This is a genomic window from Candidatus Tisiphia endosymbiont of Piscicola geometra (assembly GCF_964026415.1).
In the GTDB taxonomy this organism is placed as follows: Bacteria; Pseudomonadota; Alphaproteobacteria; order Rickettsiales; family Rickettsiaceae; genus Tisiphia.
The window spans coordinates 176,149-193,919 of sequence record NZ_OZ032144.1 but is presented as its reverse complement, the minus strand read 5'-3'; the positions used below and the strand labels follow the sequence as shown (position 1 = coordinate 193,919).

The 17,771-nt window shown below is 34.0% G+C and carries 13 protein-coding genes; 4 read left to right on the top strand and 9 right to left on the bottom strand.

Annotated features, from left to right (window positions below; genetic code table 11):
• Window positions 1–43 precede the first annotated feature (43 nt).
• Entirely contained in the window at window positions 44–2,683 is a 2,640-nt protein-coding gene (gene gyrA, locus AAGD26_RS00900) for a DNA topoisomerase (ATP-hydrolyzing) subunit A (RefSeq protein ID WP_410520644.1), read from the top strand.
• A gap of 35 nt (window positions 2,684–2,718) precedes the next feature.
• On the opposite strand, the gene AAGD26_RS00895 is transcribed toward gyrA, so the two are convergent.
• Complete coding sequence (locus AAGD26_RS00895) at window positions 2,719–4,185, bottom strand: autotransporter outer membrane beta-barrel domain-containing protein (RefSeq protein ID WP_341751844.1); 1,467 nt, start codon at window positions 4,183–4,185, stop codon at window positions 2,719–2,721.
• Complete coding sequence (locus AAGD26_RS00890) at window positions 4,172–4,588, bottom strand: hypothetical protein (RefSeq protein ID WP_341751843.1); 417 nt, start codon at window positions 4,586–4,588, stop codon at window positions 4,172–4,174. Before AAGD26_RS00890 ends, AAGD26_RS00895 begins: the two co-directional genes overlap by 14 nt.
• A 167-nt stretch (window positions 4,589–4,755) precedes the next feature.
• On the opposite strand from AAGD26_RS00890, the gene queA reads away from it, so the two are divergent.
• Window positions 4,756–5,799, top strand: a complete 1,044-nt coding sequence (gene queA, locus AAGD26_RS00885; protein WP_341751842.1) for a tRNA preQ1(34) S-adenosylmethionine ribosyltransferase-isomerase QueA — start codon at window positions 4,756–4,758, stop codon at window positions 5,797–5,799.
• Window positions 5,800–5,836: 37 nt separating this feature from the next.
• Here queA and rsmD read toward each other — a convergent pair whose 3' ends face one another.
• The 4 genes from rsmD to AAGD26_RS00865 form a co-directional block, all read right to left on the bottom strand.
• Window positions 5,837–6,406: a 16S rRNA (guanine(966)-N(2))-methyltransferase RsmD gene (rsmD, locus tag AAGD26_RS00880; RefSeq protein ID WP_341751841.1), complete on the bottom strand. Its 570-nt coding sequence runs from the start codon at window positions 6,404–6,406 to the stop codon at window positions 5,837–5,839.
• Window positions 6,403–7,101 carry a pseudouridine synthase gene (locus tag AAGD26_RS00875; protein ID WP_341751840.1) on the bottom strand — a complete coding sequence of 233 codons (699 nt, stop codon included), beginning with the start codon at window positions 7,099–7,101 and terminating at the stop codon, window positions 6,403–6,405. The genes rsmD and AAGD26_RS00875 overlap by 4 nt, the downstream gene beginning before the upstream one ends.
• A 24-nt stretch (window positions 7,102–7,125) precedes the next feature.
• Window positions 7,126–7,365, bottom strand: coding sequence for an AbrB/MazE/SpoVT family DNA-binding domain-containing protein (locus AAGD26_RS00870; RefSeq protein ID WP_341751839.1), 240 nt, complete (start codon window positions 7,363–7,365; stop codon window positions 7,126–7,128).
• A gap of 63 nt (window positions 7,366–7,428) precedes the next feature.
• Window positions 7,429–8,289: a DUF1189 family protein gene (locus AAGD26_RS00865; RefSeq protein ID WP_341751838.1), complete on the bottom strand. Its 861-nt coding sequence runs from the start codon at window positions 8,287–8,289 to the stop codon at window positions 7,429–7,431.
• 105 nt (window positions 8,290–8,394) lie between these two features.
• On the opposite strand from AAGD26_RS00865, the gene tkt reads away from it, so the two are divergent.
• Window positions 8,395–10,404 (top strand): transketolase, encoded by a 2,010-nt coding sequence (gene tkt / locus AAGD26_RS00860; protein WP_341751837.1) that lies wholly within the window; start codon window positions 8,395–8,397, stop codon window positions 10,402–10,404.
• Between the two features lie 177 nt (window positions 10,405–10,581).
• On the opposite strand, the gene AAGD26_RS00855 is transcribed toward tkt, so the two are convergent.
• The 3 genes from AAGD26_RS00855 to AAGD26_RS00845 all read right to left on the bottom strand — a co-directional run bounded on the left by AAGD26_RS00855 (window position 10,582) and on the right by AAGD26_RS00845 (window position 14,755).
• Complete coding sequence (locus tag AAGD26_RS00855; protein WP_341751836.1) at window positions 10,582–12,555, bottom strand: hypothetical protein; 1,974 nt, start codon at window positions 12,553–12,555, stop codon at window positions 10,582–10,584.
• 153 nt (window positions 12,556–12,708) lie between these two features.
• Window positions 12,709–13,971, bottom strand: a complete 1,263-nt coding sequence (glyA, locus tag AAGD26_RS00850; protein ID WP_341751835.1) for a serine hydroxymethyltransferase — start codon at window positions 13,969–13,971, stop codon at window positions 12,709–12,711.
• Window positions 13,972–14,215: 244 nt separating this feature from the next.
• Window positions 14,216–14,755 (bottom strand): invasion associated locus B family protein, encoded by a 540-nt coding sequence (locus AAGD26_RS00845; protein ID WP_341751834.1) that lies wholly within the window; start codon window positions 14,753–14,755, stop codon window positions 14,216–14,218.
• A 439-nt stretch (window positions 14,756–15,194) separates the two neighbouring features.
• Between AAGD26_RS00845 and clpB the strand changes: the two genes are divergently transcribed.
• Window positions 15,195–17,771, top strand: coding sequence for an ATP-dependent chaperone ClpB (gene clpB, locus AAGD26_RS00840; RefSeq protein ID WP_341751833.1), 2,577 nt, complete (start codon window positions 15,195–15,197; stop codon window positions 17,769–17,771).

The following is a 17,771-nucleotide window of genomic DNA, read 5'->3' as shown; positions in this document are numbered from 1 at the left end:
TTTAGATCGTCAAAACTTAATATCTATTAGCATTGAAGATGAGATGAAAGGCTCTTACTTAGATTATGCTATGAGTGTAATCGTCAGTAGAGCCATTCCAGATGTACGTGATGGTCTGAAGCCAGTGCATCGCAGAATCCTTTATGCAATGTATGAAGCATCTAATTACTTTAACAAACCTTATCGTAAGTCAGCAAGAACTGTCGGTGATGTAATGGGTAAATACCATCCGCATAGTGATGCTGCAATTTATGACTCATTAGTGAGGCTGGCACAGGACTTTTCTTTAAGAGTACTACTCGTTGATGGGCAGGGTAATTTTGGTTCAAGAGATGGTGATGCTGCCGCTGCTATGAGGTATACAGAGTCAAGACTTGCTAAAGTTGCTCATACATTGCTTGAAGATATTGATAAAGAAACCATTGATTTTACGCCAAATTATGATGGTTCTGAAAAAGAACCATTGGTACTACCATCAATGTTTCCCAATCTCTTGGTGAACGGAACTAATGGTATTGCTGTTGGCATGGCTACCAATATTCCACCTCATAATCTTGGAGAAATAATAGATGCTTGTTGCCTATATGTTGATAATAATGATGTAGAAATATTAGAACTTATGTCAGTAGTTAAAGGACCTGACTTTCCTACTGCTGGTATCGTACTTGGTACAAGCGGTATTAGGTCAGCTTATTTAACAGGTAGGGGTAGTATTCTAACTAGAGGACGTAGCGAAATTGAAGAAATTGCTAATAATAGACAGGCTATTATTATTACAGAAATACCATATATGGTTAATAAAGCTAAATTGGTTGAGAAAATTGCCGAACTGGTCAAGGAAAAACGTATTGAAGGTATCAGTGATCTTAGAGATGAATCAAATAAAGATGGTATTCGAGTAGTAATTGAAATAAAGAAAGATGTTGTAGCAGAAGTGGTGCTAAATCAAATATATTCCTATACTCAGCTGCAAACTAGTTTTGGTGTGATTATGTTAGCTCTAAGAGATGGGCTACCAGAAGTTATGAACTTAAAAGAAGTGATAGCTGCTTTTGTCAATTTTAGAGAAATAGTAATAACTCGCAGGACGATATATTTGTTAAATAAGGCTCGTGATAAGGCACATATTTTATTGGGACTAATGATTGCTGTTAGTAGTATTGATGAGGTTATTAGAATAATTAAATCTTCAAATGATCCGGCAAGTGCTAAAGAGCAACTAATGCAAAGAACTTGGGATGCGTCATCTATAATAGATCTAGTAAAACTTGTTGATGATAGAGCAATGATAGCAGATGATGGTAAATGTTATTTTACTGAAACACAAACAAAAGCAATTCTTGAAATGCGATTGCAACGTTTAACTGCTATGGAGAAAAATAAATTAGAAAATGATCTTGCAGAACTAGCTACGGAGATTAGGGGGTATACTAACATTCTAGCATCACGTGAGAAACTTCTAGAGATCCTAAAAAATGAGTTAATTAGAATCAAAGATGAATTCGCTACTCCCCGCCTTACTAGCATTGAATTAGGTGACTTTGATCAAGATATTGAGGATCTTATCCAAAGAGAAGAAATGGTTGTGACCGTGACATTGGGCGGTTATATTAAACGCGTACCTCTTGCTACCTATAGAGCACAGAAACGAGGAGGAAAGGGAAGGGCAGGGCTGTCAATGAGAGACGAAGATATTACCACTCAAATATTTGTTGGCAGTACTCACACACCGATGTTGTTTTTCTCAAATACCGGGCAGGTATACAGCTTAAAATTATATAAACTGCCACTTGGTAATCCTCAGAGTAAAGGAAGACCAATAGTCAACATTTTACCTTTAAAAGAAGGAGAACGTATAAATAATATTATGCCATTGCCTGAAAATCAGGATGAGTGGGATAATTTGAATATTATTTTTGCTACAAGCAAAGGTAACATTAGAAGGAATGATTTATCAGATTTTAAACGTATTCAATCAAATGGTAAAATTGCTATTAGGCTTGATGATAATGACCATTTAATAGATGTTAAAGTTTGTAAGGATGAAGACCATGTTTTACTGGCAACCAAAGCTGGTAAAGCTATAAGATTCCCAGCTAGTTCAGTTAGGGTATTTAAAAGCCGTACTTCTGATGGTGTAAGAGGTATGAGGATTGCTGCTAGTGACTACGTTATTTCTATGACAATATTAAAAGGCATAGCATGTACAATGGAGGAAAGGGAAGCCTATTTATCAATTCCTATAGAAAATAGGTTGTTAATCGCTGATGGCAAGGAATTCACTCCGGAAGAATTTGGTGTACAGTTAAATAAAGAACAGATTTTAGAAATGGCTATTTCAGAAGAATTTATTCTTACTGTTAGTGAAAATGGTTTTGGAAAAAGAAGTTCCGCATACGAATATAGGATTACTAACCGTGGTGGTAGTGGTATTGTTAATATGGATGTGTCTGATAAAACTGGATTAGTTGTTGGAGTAATGCCGGTTGATATGTCTGATGAGTTGATGTTAATTACTAATAATGGCAAACTAATTAGGTGTAAACTTGAATCTGTACGTATAACTGGTCGTAATACTAGTGGTGTAATATTATTCAAAACCGAACAAGGAGAAAAAGTAGTTTCTACCGCATTGATTGCTGATAGCCCTGAGGAAGAGGTGGATGTGGATATACTCGAATGATAATATATAATCTGAGTTTGGTTTAATAGTTGAGCCTAAAACGATAATTTTAATTTAAGTGAACCTTGATGGCTTGAATATTTATTATTAGACGCTAAATAGTTATATACTGCCATGATTTCTGTTAATCCACGTTTTATAGTGATAGTTCCGCCAATTTTGTAGTTGTATTTAGCAGGTTTTTCAAGTAGCAATATTTCCTCTTTACTGCTTGGACCTGACATGACCTGCATATGAAGCTTTTGCTGCTTATTATGCAAAAACTTTTCGACTTCCATATGCAATCCAGGAATCACTTGGGTAGTATCACTAATCTTCATTGGCATAATTACTTCAAATCCTATAAGCCCCGAAGATCTTCGGCTGTTAGTAGCAGCTACCGATAGACTTTGTCTTTCAAAGCTTGCCCCATATCCAGCAATATCCTGCCCCCCATATTTGAGTCCAATATGGGGGATAATTAAAGCTTTACCAACCTTTGATTTGTAAGCAACTACTAGCTTGCTACTATATGAGCTATTAGCAAATTTAGCTTTATCTAGCTGGTTTTGTACTGGTAATTTTGCAGAAACATTACCCGAAGCAAGGGAAAGGAATCCTTGTAATATTAGTTTCTTAGACAAGTTAGTTTGACCATACATAAATATTACGTGGGTGTGGGCAGTAAATTTCTCAGTACTATTCTTGTATTCAAAATTAGAGAGAACATAATTATAAGCTCCTCCAATAATGCTGCCATTAGGTAACTCTAAATCGCCTCCAATAGTTGCAGCACTAGTTCTGCCAGTATAGCTACTTAACAAGCATTTCCCATTATATTTGGTTATACCTATCGTACCACTAACCCACACATTTTTAGGAACAATATCATCTTCATCATCAGCAGCGGGAGGAGAAAGATTGTTTAGATGTCTTAAATCGCTTAATCTTAAATCAATAGATGAGTTTGCGAATTCATGAGACAAGAGAATTATTTCATTCAGTGCTAAGGCAATATTTCTTACTGTTTCTTTTTGTTTTTGTAATAATTCTACCGCTAATGCCACTGTTTCCCTTGCTATCTGTTCAACTTTTTCTTGTGGTACTATAGACTTTACTGGCGGTGCTCCAGCATCTCCATCTCCCCTTGCTGGCGGTACTCCAACAGCTGCATGCCCCCTTGCTGGAGGTGCTTCAACAGCATCTCCATCTTCCATTACTGGCGGTACTTCAGCATCTCCATCTTCCATTGCTAGCAGCTCTCCAACAGCTCCATCTTCCCTTGCTAACAGCACTCCAACAGCTCCATCTTCTCCTGCTGGTATTGTTCCAGCATCTCCATCTCCCCTTGCTAGCAGTACTTCAACAGCAGCTCCATCTCCCCTTGCTGGTGCTGCTACCCCAGCATCTCCATCTCCCCTTGCTAGCGGTACTCCATTATTAGGAAATAGAAGTGGGGCAGGGTTATGTCCTACTCCAACTCCTTCTAATCCTGCTTGTTGTGGTACATTAGTTACTGGCACTATTGGTTGTTGTCCATCGGTTGTATTCTTTTGATTTTTTTTTTGTTTTTTCTATATTCACATAAGGTTCATCAGGGGCTATATCATCATAAAATTCAGAGGAAGTAAATTCAACATTCAGCTCTTCTAGTTCGAATTCATTTTGCCCTTGTGTTTTTTTACGAAAAAATTTAGCCACATTAGTTAGGTAAGAATTGGGTCGGTTAACACCCAAATGTTTTTTAAACTGTTCCAATGCTCGTTTTTCATTAATAACCAATGGAGTATTAAAAAGTTCTACAGCCTTATGCCGAGATGAATCACCAGTTCCATATACCGTAACTGGTATAATAATTACAGTCCCTAATGCAGATATTACAAATAGCACCTTTGCTATAAGTATTTTAACCTTAGATAAGCACATAGAACCTGTTTTAATAGGTTAAAATATAATAATTTGTATAGAATAGTAGAAAAGAAACCTATAATTGTCTATCTAATATTACAGTAACACAAGGGATTTGTGAAATAATCATTGACGAGCAGATTATATTAAAACATAATCGCTCCCAAATTTATATAAGAGGTACAATGAAATTATCTGATTTTGATTTTACCTTACCGACTGAGTTAATCGCTCAGAAACCAAAAAAAAAACGAGAGGGCTCTAATTTGTTGGCAGTAGCACCAAACAAAGACTTAGTGCAGACCAAGTTTTATGATATAATTGACTATCTATGCCCTGGTGATTTAATGGTATTTAATGATACTAAAGTTATTAAAGCCAAATTGCTATTGAATAAAGATGGAAAAAAGATCGATTTATACCTAAATAAGCCAATAAGTGATAATTATTGGCATGGCTTTGCCAAGCCGTCCAAAAGACTTGATATTGAAGATCAGTTTGATTTTGCTGGTAATAAGATTATTATAAGTAGAAAACTTGGGATGGGACAGGTTGAAGTCACGTTTGTTCTAGATAATATTTCAGTTTTTGAATTTCTAGAGAAATATGGTGAAATCCCGCTACCTCCTTATATAAAGAGGCACGAAAATTTACTAGAGGATAATAATAGATATCAAACAGTCTATAGTAAAAAACCTGGAGCAGTAGCCTCTCCAACTGCAGGGCTACATTTTTCTGATGAATTACTTGCATTAATTAAAGCAAAAAATATTGAAACTGCTTTTATTACTTTGCATGTTGGAGCAGGTACGTTCCTACCAGTTAAAACTGAAGATATTGATCAACATCAAATGCATTCAGAATATTATCATATAGATAAAAAAACCGCAAATATGATTAATAAGGCAAAAAAAGAAAATAGACGGATAATAGCCGTGGGAACTACCAGCTTACGAGCATTAGAAGGTAACGCCATTGCCAATTCTCTTAATGGACAAATAACAAGTGGTGAATTTGAAACAGACATTTTTATTAGACCGGGATTTAAATTTCAAATTGTTGATATGTTAGTTACCAATTTCCATTTACCAAAATCAACATTATTCATGTTAGTTTGTGCCTTTGCTGGTTATAAGGAAATAACTAATATCTACAAATATGCTATAGATACGAGAATGCGGTTTTTTAGTTATGGTGATGCGATGCTTCTTTATAGAAAGCATTGCTGATTATCTTTACTTTGCTTTTTATTTTCCATAATATATATTATAGAACATTTATGTATTTTAAGATAAGCAATTTACTATCACCATATATTTTTTCTTTAATGACTTCCAAAGAGTTATCAGTAAAATCTTCATTTTTGGCAGATTCAACTACAATAATAGTTCCTTCTTTTAACCATTGACCTTTTTTCAAAGCATTTACTGTTTTTGGGACAAGATTATGACCGTATGGTGGATCAATAAAAATTAGATCAAAGCTGTTTTTACATTTTGGCAAAGCTGTAGCATTGATATTTAGGAAAGTCATGTTATCCATTTCACCTATTTTACTAGCAAATTCCTTTGCTACCCGCAAATAATCGCTATTTATATCAACTAATGTAACTGCCCCAGCACCTCTAGAACAGCTTTCAAAAGCTAAGCTGCCAGTACCGGCAAATAAATCGAGGACTTTAGACTCCTGGGTAAATAACCTACAATCAATGAATTCTCCTGAAGTTAGTATACTAAAAATCGCCTCTCGGATTTTCCCTGTGGAAGGACGATAGTTAGAGTTTTTTAAGGTAGGTATGATCCGATTTTTATGTTTGCCTGCTATAATTCTAATCATAAAAATTTCTTAAATTGTTCAAGTGGCTGTTCTTTATACTGATTTGGTTGCAAATTACCTAATAAAAAATCTCCATAGCTAATTCTAATTAACCGGTTAACAGTCAAGCCAAAATGTTCAAATATCTTCCTAATTTCACGATTTTTTCCTTCAGTCAAAACTACTTCAAACCAACAATTAGTTCTGCCTGATTTTATTAATTTAATTGATTTAGGATCATAACGTATTTGATCAATTTCTATATTTTTATAATTTTTTAGCAAAAGATTTGGATTACCGTGTGCCCTGACTTTATATACACGTTCGAGTTTACTTGATGGTAGCTCAAACTTCCTTGCTAAGTCACCATTATTGGTAAGTAATAGCAATCCTTCACTATTGATATCTAGTCGCCCAATTGAGATTACTCTAGGCAGGTTCAACTTTGCAAGACTGGCAAATACTGTTTCTCGACCACTTGTATCTTTATGCGAAGTAATGAGTCCAACAGGTTTGTAATATGCCCATAAACGTGGGATCTGTTGTTGATTTATTAGTTTTCCTGATACCTCAATAATACTAGTTTCATCAACATTGGTTGCTGGTGAATCAATAATAACACCATTTACTTTTACTTGATTATTTTTAATAAGCAGTTCTGCATCACGCCTTGAACATATTCCTGCCGTACTAATCGCTTTTGCTAGTCTTTGCATACTATCCTGGGTCAAATAAACATCCTATATTTTTTTATTTACTATAGGCTCTGTGAACATATTTAACATTTCATGATGACAGTTAGAATCTGTAATATTATCCAATAATATATCTAATTCTGGTGTTTCTGTACTGATAATCAAATAGTTATCAGCTATTGTTAAATTAACAAATGTACCTTGTTGAAAATGTAACTTATCAGCTAGATGTTTAGGAATTCTGATCCCCAAACTATTTCCCCATTTTTGAATTTGAGTTTGCATAATATCATTAATATTGTTACTGTATAAACAAAGCCTAGAACGTTAACGTTTAGCCCCCCTTCCCTATTTACTTCGTATTTGTAACATCCCCAAAAAGAGTAAAAAATAGGCAAACATCTGTATAAAAAATAGTATGCCACTCAATGCTGGTAAAAATATAACGATAATAGGTTGTAATAAAATGGACACTCCACTTGAAAATAATACTATCCTAGTGCATGTTTGCCAAGAGGATTTAGGACCAAAATAATTAGTTAACAGATATACTAATATGATAATAAAGCTTTTTTCGAATAAAATTGTTACAAAGCGAAAGACTATCATTATCGGCATTAAAATGTAAATAAATACCTTCGGTGCTTGTGTAAGAATCCTAGAAAAATGCTTTTTAATGACTTCTTCAGTTAGAATTTTTTGATCAGAAGTAAATAATTTAGAATATCCAATACTAAATGCACTCTTTTTTTTATCAGTTATTTCAATCGTAGTAAGGGTTATATTATTGCTACTAAAGAGGATAGGAACTTTAATTTTCTCGCTATAAGGTAGTTGATTCTTTGAGTCTATAACAGCAATTTTATTACCATTTTCATCGAGTAAATATATAGCTTCATCTTGATCAACTAAAATTTTACTACCATCATAATAGATTTCCGGTAACTGTTTTAATATATATTCAATAGTTGTGGTGCTTTTTGTAGAGCGGTTCTCAGTAAAATAATCCGTCAAAGCCAACAAATAATTAAATATAAAAAGACAGAAAATCAATGATGATATAAAAGATACAGTAAATATGTATTTAATTCCATACCCTGTATATGATCTATAAACATCTTGGTAAAAATTTATTGAACTGATTGATAACCGTAATTGATGAAATAAAGTAGTAAACCACGAGAAAACGGATAATAGTTTTGTTGTCATAATATCTATTTTGATGTAGATTCATAAAAAATTTTTATCAATATATTCCAATTCTTAAAACTAGAAAAGTATATATCTTTTAACATAAAAGCGATATTTATCATAATGAAGTTTAATAAAATACCAAAATATTCAGAAGAATATTGTAAACTAAGTGACTGTATTAGAGTTTTAGCAAGTGATAGCATAGAACATGCCAAGTCAGGCCATCCAGGTATGGTACTTGGCATGGCAGATGTGATGACAGTTTTAGTGTTTGATTTTCTTAAATTCAATCCTAATGATCCAACTTGGTTTGACCGTGATCGCCTAGTTCTATCAGCTGGGCATGGATCTATGTTACTTTATAGTTTTTATTATTTAACAAATTATAAAAATTTTCACTTAGAAGATTTAAAACAATTTCGCAAATTACATTCAAAAACTCCTGGACATCCAGAATATGGAGCATATGAAGCTATTGAAGCTACTACAGGACCTTTAGGTCAGGGATTTGCCACTTCAGTGGGTATGGCTATTGGTCAAAAAAAATATCAACAAAAATTGGGCAAAAATCTTAGTGATCATAAAATTTACTGTATAATTGGAGATGGATGCCTAATGGAAGGTATAAGCTACGAGGCTGCTTCTTTAGCTGGACATTTATGCCTTAATAACCTAATAGTTTTATTTGATGATAATAAAATTTCCATCGATGGCTCTACCAACCTTACCGTATCTGAAGACCATTTGCTTAAATTTACTGCCATGGGTTGGATTACTGAATCTATTGATGGACATGATTTTGAGCAAATTAATGCCAGCTTAACTAGGGCAAAAAATTCTGATAAACCCTACTTCATTGCTTGTCGTACTTTAATTGCCAAAGGTTCTATTAACAAGGTAAATTCAAATGCAGCCCATGGTTCGCCCCTTGGCAAAGATGAAGTTAAATTGCTAAAAGAAAATTTAGGTTTTAAGGATGAAGAATTTGACCTACCAAAAGAATTAAAAGATATATGGGGCATCGCTTGGCTAAGAAATCAAGTGAGTTATAATAATTGGCAGAAAAACTTTGTTGATATAAGTCAAGAACAAAAAGTGTATTTTGCTAGACCTAATATCGATTGTTCTTTTCTTGACAATATCCCTATCCAGGTAAAAGATGAAGCAACCCGTAGTTCATCCGGTAGAATTGTAGAAGAATTAAGCAAACTATCTGAAAAAATTATTTTTGGGTCAGCTGATTTATCATCATCCAATAATATCAAAAATAATCATAGTAAAGTAATCAGTAAAGATGATTTTAGCGGCAACTACATCCATTATGGTGTTCGCGAAAATGCTATGGGAGCTATCATGAATGGACTGTCATTATCAGGATTTTTGCCTGTAGGTGCTACTTTTCTAGTCTTTTCTGATTATATGAAGCCAAGTATGCGACTTTCTGCTATTATGCAGCAACAAGTAATCTATATAATGACTCATGATTCAATCGGTGTAGGAGAAGACGGCCCTACTCACCAACCAGTTGAGCATCTAGCGTCCTTTCGAAGCTTACCAAATATGATGGTATTACGCCCTGCAGACTATATAGAAACAGCCGAGTCCTGGCGAATTGCACTATCTAATAAACAAGGTCCTTCTATTCTTGCTTTAACAAGACAAGCTGTCCCTCAAATTATTAAGATTCAAAATAAGGAAAATCAAATAGTTAGCCACATTAGTTCACAAAATTTATACTCTAAAGGTGGGTATATATTGTCAGGAAATAGTCAAGAAAAAGTAGATGTTGCTATCTTTGCTACAGGTTCTGAATTATCAATTGCCTTAGAGGTAAAAGATATACTAAGCAAAAATGGATTTAGTGTAAATGTTATTTCAATATTATGTTTTGAGCTATTTTTTAAACAAAAACCTAGCTATATCCAAAATATTTTATCTAGGGGTAACTTAAAAGTGGCTATAGAAGCTGCAAGTAGCTTTGGCTGGCATCGAATCATTGGAGAAAACGGACTGTCTTTTGGAGTCGACCAATTTGGTCTATCTGCTCCCTCTACTGATTTATACTCATATTTTGGGCTTACTGCCTCAAATATCCTAGAAAAGATTATGGCAAAAATTAAGGGGATGTAAAAAAGGCATCATTGCAAGTAGGCGAAAGCAACTAAGCAATCCTTAAAAAGGATTAGAAATGGATTGCTTAGTCACTACTATAAACCTCAGTTTTGGATTAATTTCATTAATCCGAAATTGAGATTATAAAGCAGTTCCTCATAATGACGTTGAGATCGATTATTAAGAATTACATGCCTATTCAAAGGCAAAATCTATTATACTACACTCTCCCAGTAAGCTTTTGTATGCTGCAATGGGATCATCAAAATATTTAGAGCCTGTCTCTGACAGTTCCAAAGCATCTAACATATCCTCAACTACTACCTTAACTTGCTGTTTTTGCAATTTTGTTGCTTGTTCTTCTTGTTGATGTTTCATATCCACAATAAATTGTTTGTCTTGTTTAGTTAATTGCTCGGTATTATGTTGACTAGCAAAATCTTGCATCTTTTTGGTTTGTCGTAGTGCATTAATCATAATTTGGTATTCTGTCGCTAAAGGGTTACGCTCAGCATATTCAGGTAGATAGTCTCTAATATTCTCCAAAAATAATTTATTAATTTCAGCAAATACTTTTTGTTGTTCATGTGTGGTTTTGCTAAAATCCATATCCATCTCACACGCTATAAATTCTAAAAGCTCCTTGGATAGTCCTTTTTTTTCACATGTTACTATTAACTTATCAACAATGTGTTGCATAAAGTCTCCAATATTATTCTCAGTAATCTCCTCTTTTGTCTCAGCCTCCCGTAATGCAAAGTTATTTATAAATTGAGAACTAACCTTTGGTAAAGTATGGATTACTTGAGTTAAGGTTCCTTGATTACAAGCAGAGTCATTAGGACCATACGTTGTCGCAGCCATATATAATTGAGTAGCCAACTCCGACATTTTATTTACCTTCCATACCTCTTCTACAGAACAGTTGTTTAAATCTTGAAACAAGTCTTTTATTTGCTGCTGAGTAGCATTACAGTTAATAAGTAAATTATGGCATGCCTCTTGACTTTTAAGCTCTTCTATTGTTAGTTCATCTTTATTAAGTAGTTGTTTAATTTTAGTTAGAATACTTAAAACTTTTGACTTATCTGTCTCTATAGTTAAATATTTAGATATAGAGCTAACATATAATTCTTGTATTTCTTGCTCATTAGGATAATTACTATCAATGAATAGCTTAACAGCTCCTATTGCTCTAGGTAATTGTAGATTCTTCCCATGCAGGTAATCATAACAATAATTATAATTAGCATAAGTTCCGTCATATTTACCATCAACATCAGTTCTTACATAAAGATTCTTTAAGATATCGACTGCTTTTGCTATTATTGCTTGCATAGTTTTCTTGTTATCTTGTAGATAATTTAGTTTATGATCTTCTGGTATTTTATAAAAAATATCCTTTTTCCTATCTTCAGGTAAATTGGACAACAGAAATGGTGTATATTCTGCTTTGCTTGTAATATTTGACAAGTTTTCTATTGTTGTTATAGTTTGCACTGCAGCTTGATCTAATTGTTTATCAGAAGCTTTCAATTGTTCTAACATATCCTTGATGTAGGAGTTTGTTGCTCTTACTACTGTACTGTTATGTACAGATTGAGTATCATGAATAATATCTTGTAGATCATGATAATGATTAGCAGGTAATTCACGCGGAATGTATCCATGAGCAAATAACAATTTTTGAATATCCGGTCTATCCATATAATAGTTAGCAATAGTCCGTCCTTGAATAGCTCCATTAATTGAAAACGAATAGGTCTCATCGGTATGTTTAAGTAAATATTCAATTATACTGTCATGACTATGACCTGCTACTACCATGCTTGTAAACCATTCATCTTTTGCTTTTTGGTCTAAATTAGAGGTCTTTTGACTGTTAATGCGTTTAATAAACATAAATAAGTAATTCCAGGCTTTGTCATTACATTCAACCTCAATAGGTCTTCCGTTAAGCTTAATATTCTCTGCAAAACTTTTAAATGCCTCATTGGTGATATTATGCTGTTTATTTGCTAAATCAACATACCAAACTCGATCATTATACTTAAGGACTTCACCTAATTTTTTAACTTCTTCATCTTTTATATCATATTCCCTTAAGTCAAGAAGACCGCTACTAAGCGTATTATTTTTTATTTTTTCTAATAATTCTTTAAAAGTCATAATTTTTACCTTTTTAAACCCGTTATAAACGGATAATAGTAACTTTCTATAGCTTGTCAAGAAGATTATAAAAATTATTGCATAACACTTTCAGTTTCTGATTAAACTGTTTTAATTACAGGTGAAGAATTCATTAGATTGTTAACTTCTAGCTTAAACATAAATCGGGAAATTATCTACTAACTTTTTAACTTGCTTGCGAGTTTCTTGCTCACAATCACTGTTATCTTGCGTAGCTTTCAACCCATCTAATACGTTGCAAATCATCTCGCCAACTTCTATAAACTCCTTTTCTTTGAAACCTCTAGTGGTGCATGCTGGAGTACCAAGCCTAATACCAGAAGTAATGAACGGTGAAGTTGTATCAAATGGTATAGCATTTTTATTACAGGTTATGCCGGCTCTTTCAAGCGAATCTGCGGCCATCTTACCAGTTATACCATATTTTCGTAGGTCCACTAATACTATATGATTATCAGTACCATTAGTTAAAATATCATAACCTCTTACCATCAAACTGTTAGCAAGAGCTTTTGCATTACTCATAACCTGTTTTATATAAAGATGATAATCTGGTGTTAAGGCTTCCAAAAAGCCTACTGCTTTTGCTGCAACAATATGCATTAACGGTCCACCTTGCAGCCCAGGAAATAAAGCAGAATTTATCTTTTTACCCAATTCCTCATCGTTTGAAAGAATAATACCACCACGTGGGCCACGCAGAGTTTTATGAGTAGTAGAAGTCACGACATGAGCATAAGGCAAAGGACTTGGATGCTCACCTACCGCAACTAATCCAGCAATATGGGCAATATCCGCTAGCAAATATGCTCCTACTCTATCAGCAATTTCCCTAAATTTGCTAAAATCTAATTGACGTGAATAAGCAGAATAGCCAGCTATAATCAATTTAGGTTTATGCTGCACGGCCATTTGCTCTATTTGTGAATAATCAATTAAGAAAGTTTCTTTATTCACCGAATAGGACACAGAGTTAAACCATTTACCAGACAAGTTAGGGGAAGCACCATGAGTCAAATGCCCCCCTGTATCTAGCGACATACCAAGTATGGTGTCATGTGGTTTTAATAGGGCTAAAAATACTGCCTGATTAGCCTGAGAGCCGGAATGAGGCTGAACGTTAGCATAGTTACAATTAAATAGTTTTTTTACTCGTTCTATCGCTAAAAACTCAGCTTTATCAACCTCTTCACAACCATTATAATAGCGTTTTCCAAAATATCCTTCAGCATATTTATTGGTAAGAACTGACCCTTGTGCTTCTAATACTGCCGGACTTACAAAATTTTCAGAAGCAATCAATTCGATAAAATCATGCTGACGCTTTTTTTCACCATTAATAATTTGGTATATTTCATTATCTGTTTCAGATAATTTATTAGGACAAATAGTCATTGAGCTAACCTATAAGAAGTAACTAATTTTTATTCCGAATTGGCTTTAATATAAGGGAAATACATTCTTGAAGCGGTTTTGCGAGTGCATTTTATAAAATTATAGATATGTCTATTAGCGAGCGAACGTACGTGAGCGTGTCAATCCATGAAGCTTGTCATATAGATTGCTTCGTCGACCTACGGTCTTCTCGCTAATAGACGGTGTTTAGGCTAAAACTTTTTCGGTTTAGCTATAACTTAATTTATTTTAACGCTTTCAAGCCTTCTTCAAGACCTTTCGTAGAAAATGGAAAATTTACTTGTTGACCAGCTGAATTCATTATCCCCACGCTAGGATTAGCATCTTTTGATAAAATATCTTTAAGATCTTTATCTGATATTTCAGCAACAGCCTGACAAGAATCTTTTGTACAAGTAACGTACTTACCTGGAGCAACTAATTTTTGGGAACTAATAATTGACGTACCTGGAGCAACAGAAACATCAGCAGGAACTACTTGTATCATTTTTAAACTTCTTGCCTTACCACTACCCAAATAACCTATTTGATACACAGCTAACACTTGTTGTTTACCATCTTTATTAGTAGAGTTAATTGCTTGACTTAAAAAACAGACCTGTTTTTTTTCAGCATCTGTGGTGCAGTTAACTACCCAATCTGAAAATTTTTGCCCCTCTTTAACCGCAGCATCAACTCTACTAGGATTACCCAAAAATAGTCCCAAACCTATTACAGCAAGACCAGCTGTAACAAACAATGATTTTTTAATACAATTTGTCATAATTCTACTTATTTAATTAATTATTTAATATTATTAGTGGACAATGACAGATTCGAACTGCCACCCTTTCGTGAGCAAGGATGTCGTGATTTTGACACCGAATTTCTCTTTTTCAGCCCTTAAAACCTAGTCCTTAATATTTCTTCGCCTACTAGAATTTAAGGACTAGAGGATATCTGAATTTAATATATTTGTCAATCTGTTAAAATAAGTGCTAGTTTAGCATCGTTCTCATGACTCAAACATTTTCTAGTTAAGTTATAGCCCCTTGTATTATTATTAACCATTAATTATATAAAATAATATAAAATACTTAGTGGGGTCAAATATTATGATATATTCTAATCATTAATTCGATAAATGCACTTTTGGAGCGGCTGACACGAGTACATTTTAACAATCAGGTTTGACCTAATTTACAATTTATAAGGTTATTGAAATGGACATGAATAAATTTACTACACATGCAAAATCTGTTATCTCTAATGCCCAAAGCTTAGCAGCAAAGAATGATCATCAGCAAATATTACCATTACATATATTGGCAAGCTTATTAAACGATGATAGCGGCATTATTACTAATCTCATTAATATTTTGGGTAGTAGCTTAGACGATTTAAATAGAGCTTTAACTATAGAATTAAACAAAATCCCAAAAGTACAAGTTGAGGGAGGAGGACAGCTTTACCTATCATCGGAAGCACTAAAATTACTTGATAAAGCATCAGAGCTTGCCAAGAATAATGCTGATAGTTTTGTGACTATTGAGCGAATTTTTGAAGGCTTATCATATGACAAAACCTCTGCTGGTAAAATTTTATCGGATAATTCAATAACTAATAAGAAAATAAATGCAGCAATTTTACAGTTAAGAAAAGGTAAAAAAGCAGATAGCGAATCTTCTGAAAGTAGTTACGATGCCCTAAAAAAATACGGTAGAGATGTAACCGAGCTGGCAGAACTTGGTAAACTTGATCCAATAATTGGCAGAGATGAGGAAATTAGAAGAACAGTGCAAGTTTTGTCGAGAAGAATGAAAAATAACCCCGTACTGATAGGAGAGCCAGGAGTTGGTAAAACAGCCATAATAGAAGGGTTAACCCAAAGAATATTTAGCCAAGATATTCCTGAAACTTTAGCAAATTGTCGTATCATTGAACTTGATATGGGAGCCTTAATTGCTGGAGCTAAATATCGTGGGGAATTTGAAGAACGACTAAAAGCTGTATTAAATGAGATTAAAAACTCTAGTGGGGAAATTATTTTATTTATTGATGAGCTACATCTTTTAGTAGGAACTGGTAAGACAGACGGAGCTATGGATGCATCAAACTTACTAAAACCAATGCTTGCTAGAGGAGAACTCCATTGTATTGGTGCTACCACTTTAGATGAATATCGTAAATATATTGAGAAAGATGCAGCTCTTGCTAGAAGATTTCAACCAGTTTACGTTAGCCAGCCAACAGTAGAAGATACTATTTCAATTCTACGTGGCATTAAGGACAAATATGAATTACATCATGGTGTAAGAATTGCTGATAGTGCTATAGTTGCTGCTAGCACTTTATCTAACAGATATATTACTGATCGTTATTTACCAGATAAAGCTATTGATTTAATCGACGAAGCATGTAGCCGGCTAAAAATAGAATTATCTAGCAAACCAGAAGAACTGGATGAGCTTGACCGTCGCATCATTCAAATAAAAATTGAACTAGCAGCTCTAAAAAAAGAAAATGATGAACATTCAAAAAAGAAAATTATCCTCTTAACCGATGAATTAGAAAAACTTGAATCTCTTTCTTATGATATGAGTGCTAGCTGGCAAGCTGAAAAATCCAAAATACATATTGAACAAAAATTAAAAGAAGAGCTAGAAAAAGCTAAAGCAGAACTTGAAAGAGCAGAAAGAAGTAGCGATCTTGCCCGAGCTAGTGAGCTGAAATATGGTATTATTCCTGATTTAACTAAGAAACTACAACAAGCAATGGAAGGTGGAGATAACAAACTATCAAAAGAAGTCGTATCAGAAAACGATATAGCTATAATCATATCTAGAATTACTGGTATACCGATTGATACAATGCTATCAAGCGAGCGTGAAAAGCTACTAGCGATGGAAGATAAACTGCGTCAATCGGTGATTGGTCAAGATGAAGCTATAAAAGGAGTCAGTGATGCTGTACGTCGTTCTCGTGCTGGTTTGCAAGATATTAACAGACCACTTGGGTCATTTTTATTCTTAGGTCCCACTGGTGTTGGTAAAACCGAACTAACCAAGGCTTTGGCACTTTTTTTATTTGATGATCGTAATGCCATACTCAGAATTGATATGTCTGAATATATGGAAAAACACTCTATATCACGTTTGATTGGAGCTCCTCCAGGGTATGTTGGTTATGAGCAGGGAGGTATCTTAACCGAAGCAGTACGTAGGAGACCTTATCAAGTCATTTTATTTGATGAAGTGGAGAAGGCTCATTCAGATATTTTTAACATCATGCTGCAGATTTTAGATGAAGGACGACTAACCGATAGTCAAGGGATAGTCGTTGATTTTAAAAATACCATTATTGTTCTTACTTCCAACCTTGGAGCTGAAACGCTTATTAATCAACAGCAAGGCGATGACCAAGATAAAATTAAAGAACAAGTAATGGAATATGTACGAGCCGTATTTAAACCAGAATTCCTAAATAGGCTAGATGAGATTATTCTATTCCATAAACTAACTCATGCCAACATCCATGATATTGTTAAAATACAACTAGATAATTTAAGAAAGGTTCTTTTGCAACAAAATATTACATTGCAATTTGATGAATCATCTATAAATTACCTTGCTGATAAGGGCTATGACTCAATGTTTGGTGCTAGACCATTGAAAAGAGTTATTCAACGAGAACTACAGAATCATTTTGCCAAAATGATTCTTTCGAGTAGTATCATGAGCGGTGATACGGTAAACATCAAATCAACTGGTAGTGAACTAGTTATTAATAAAGTAGCCTAA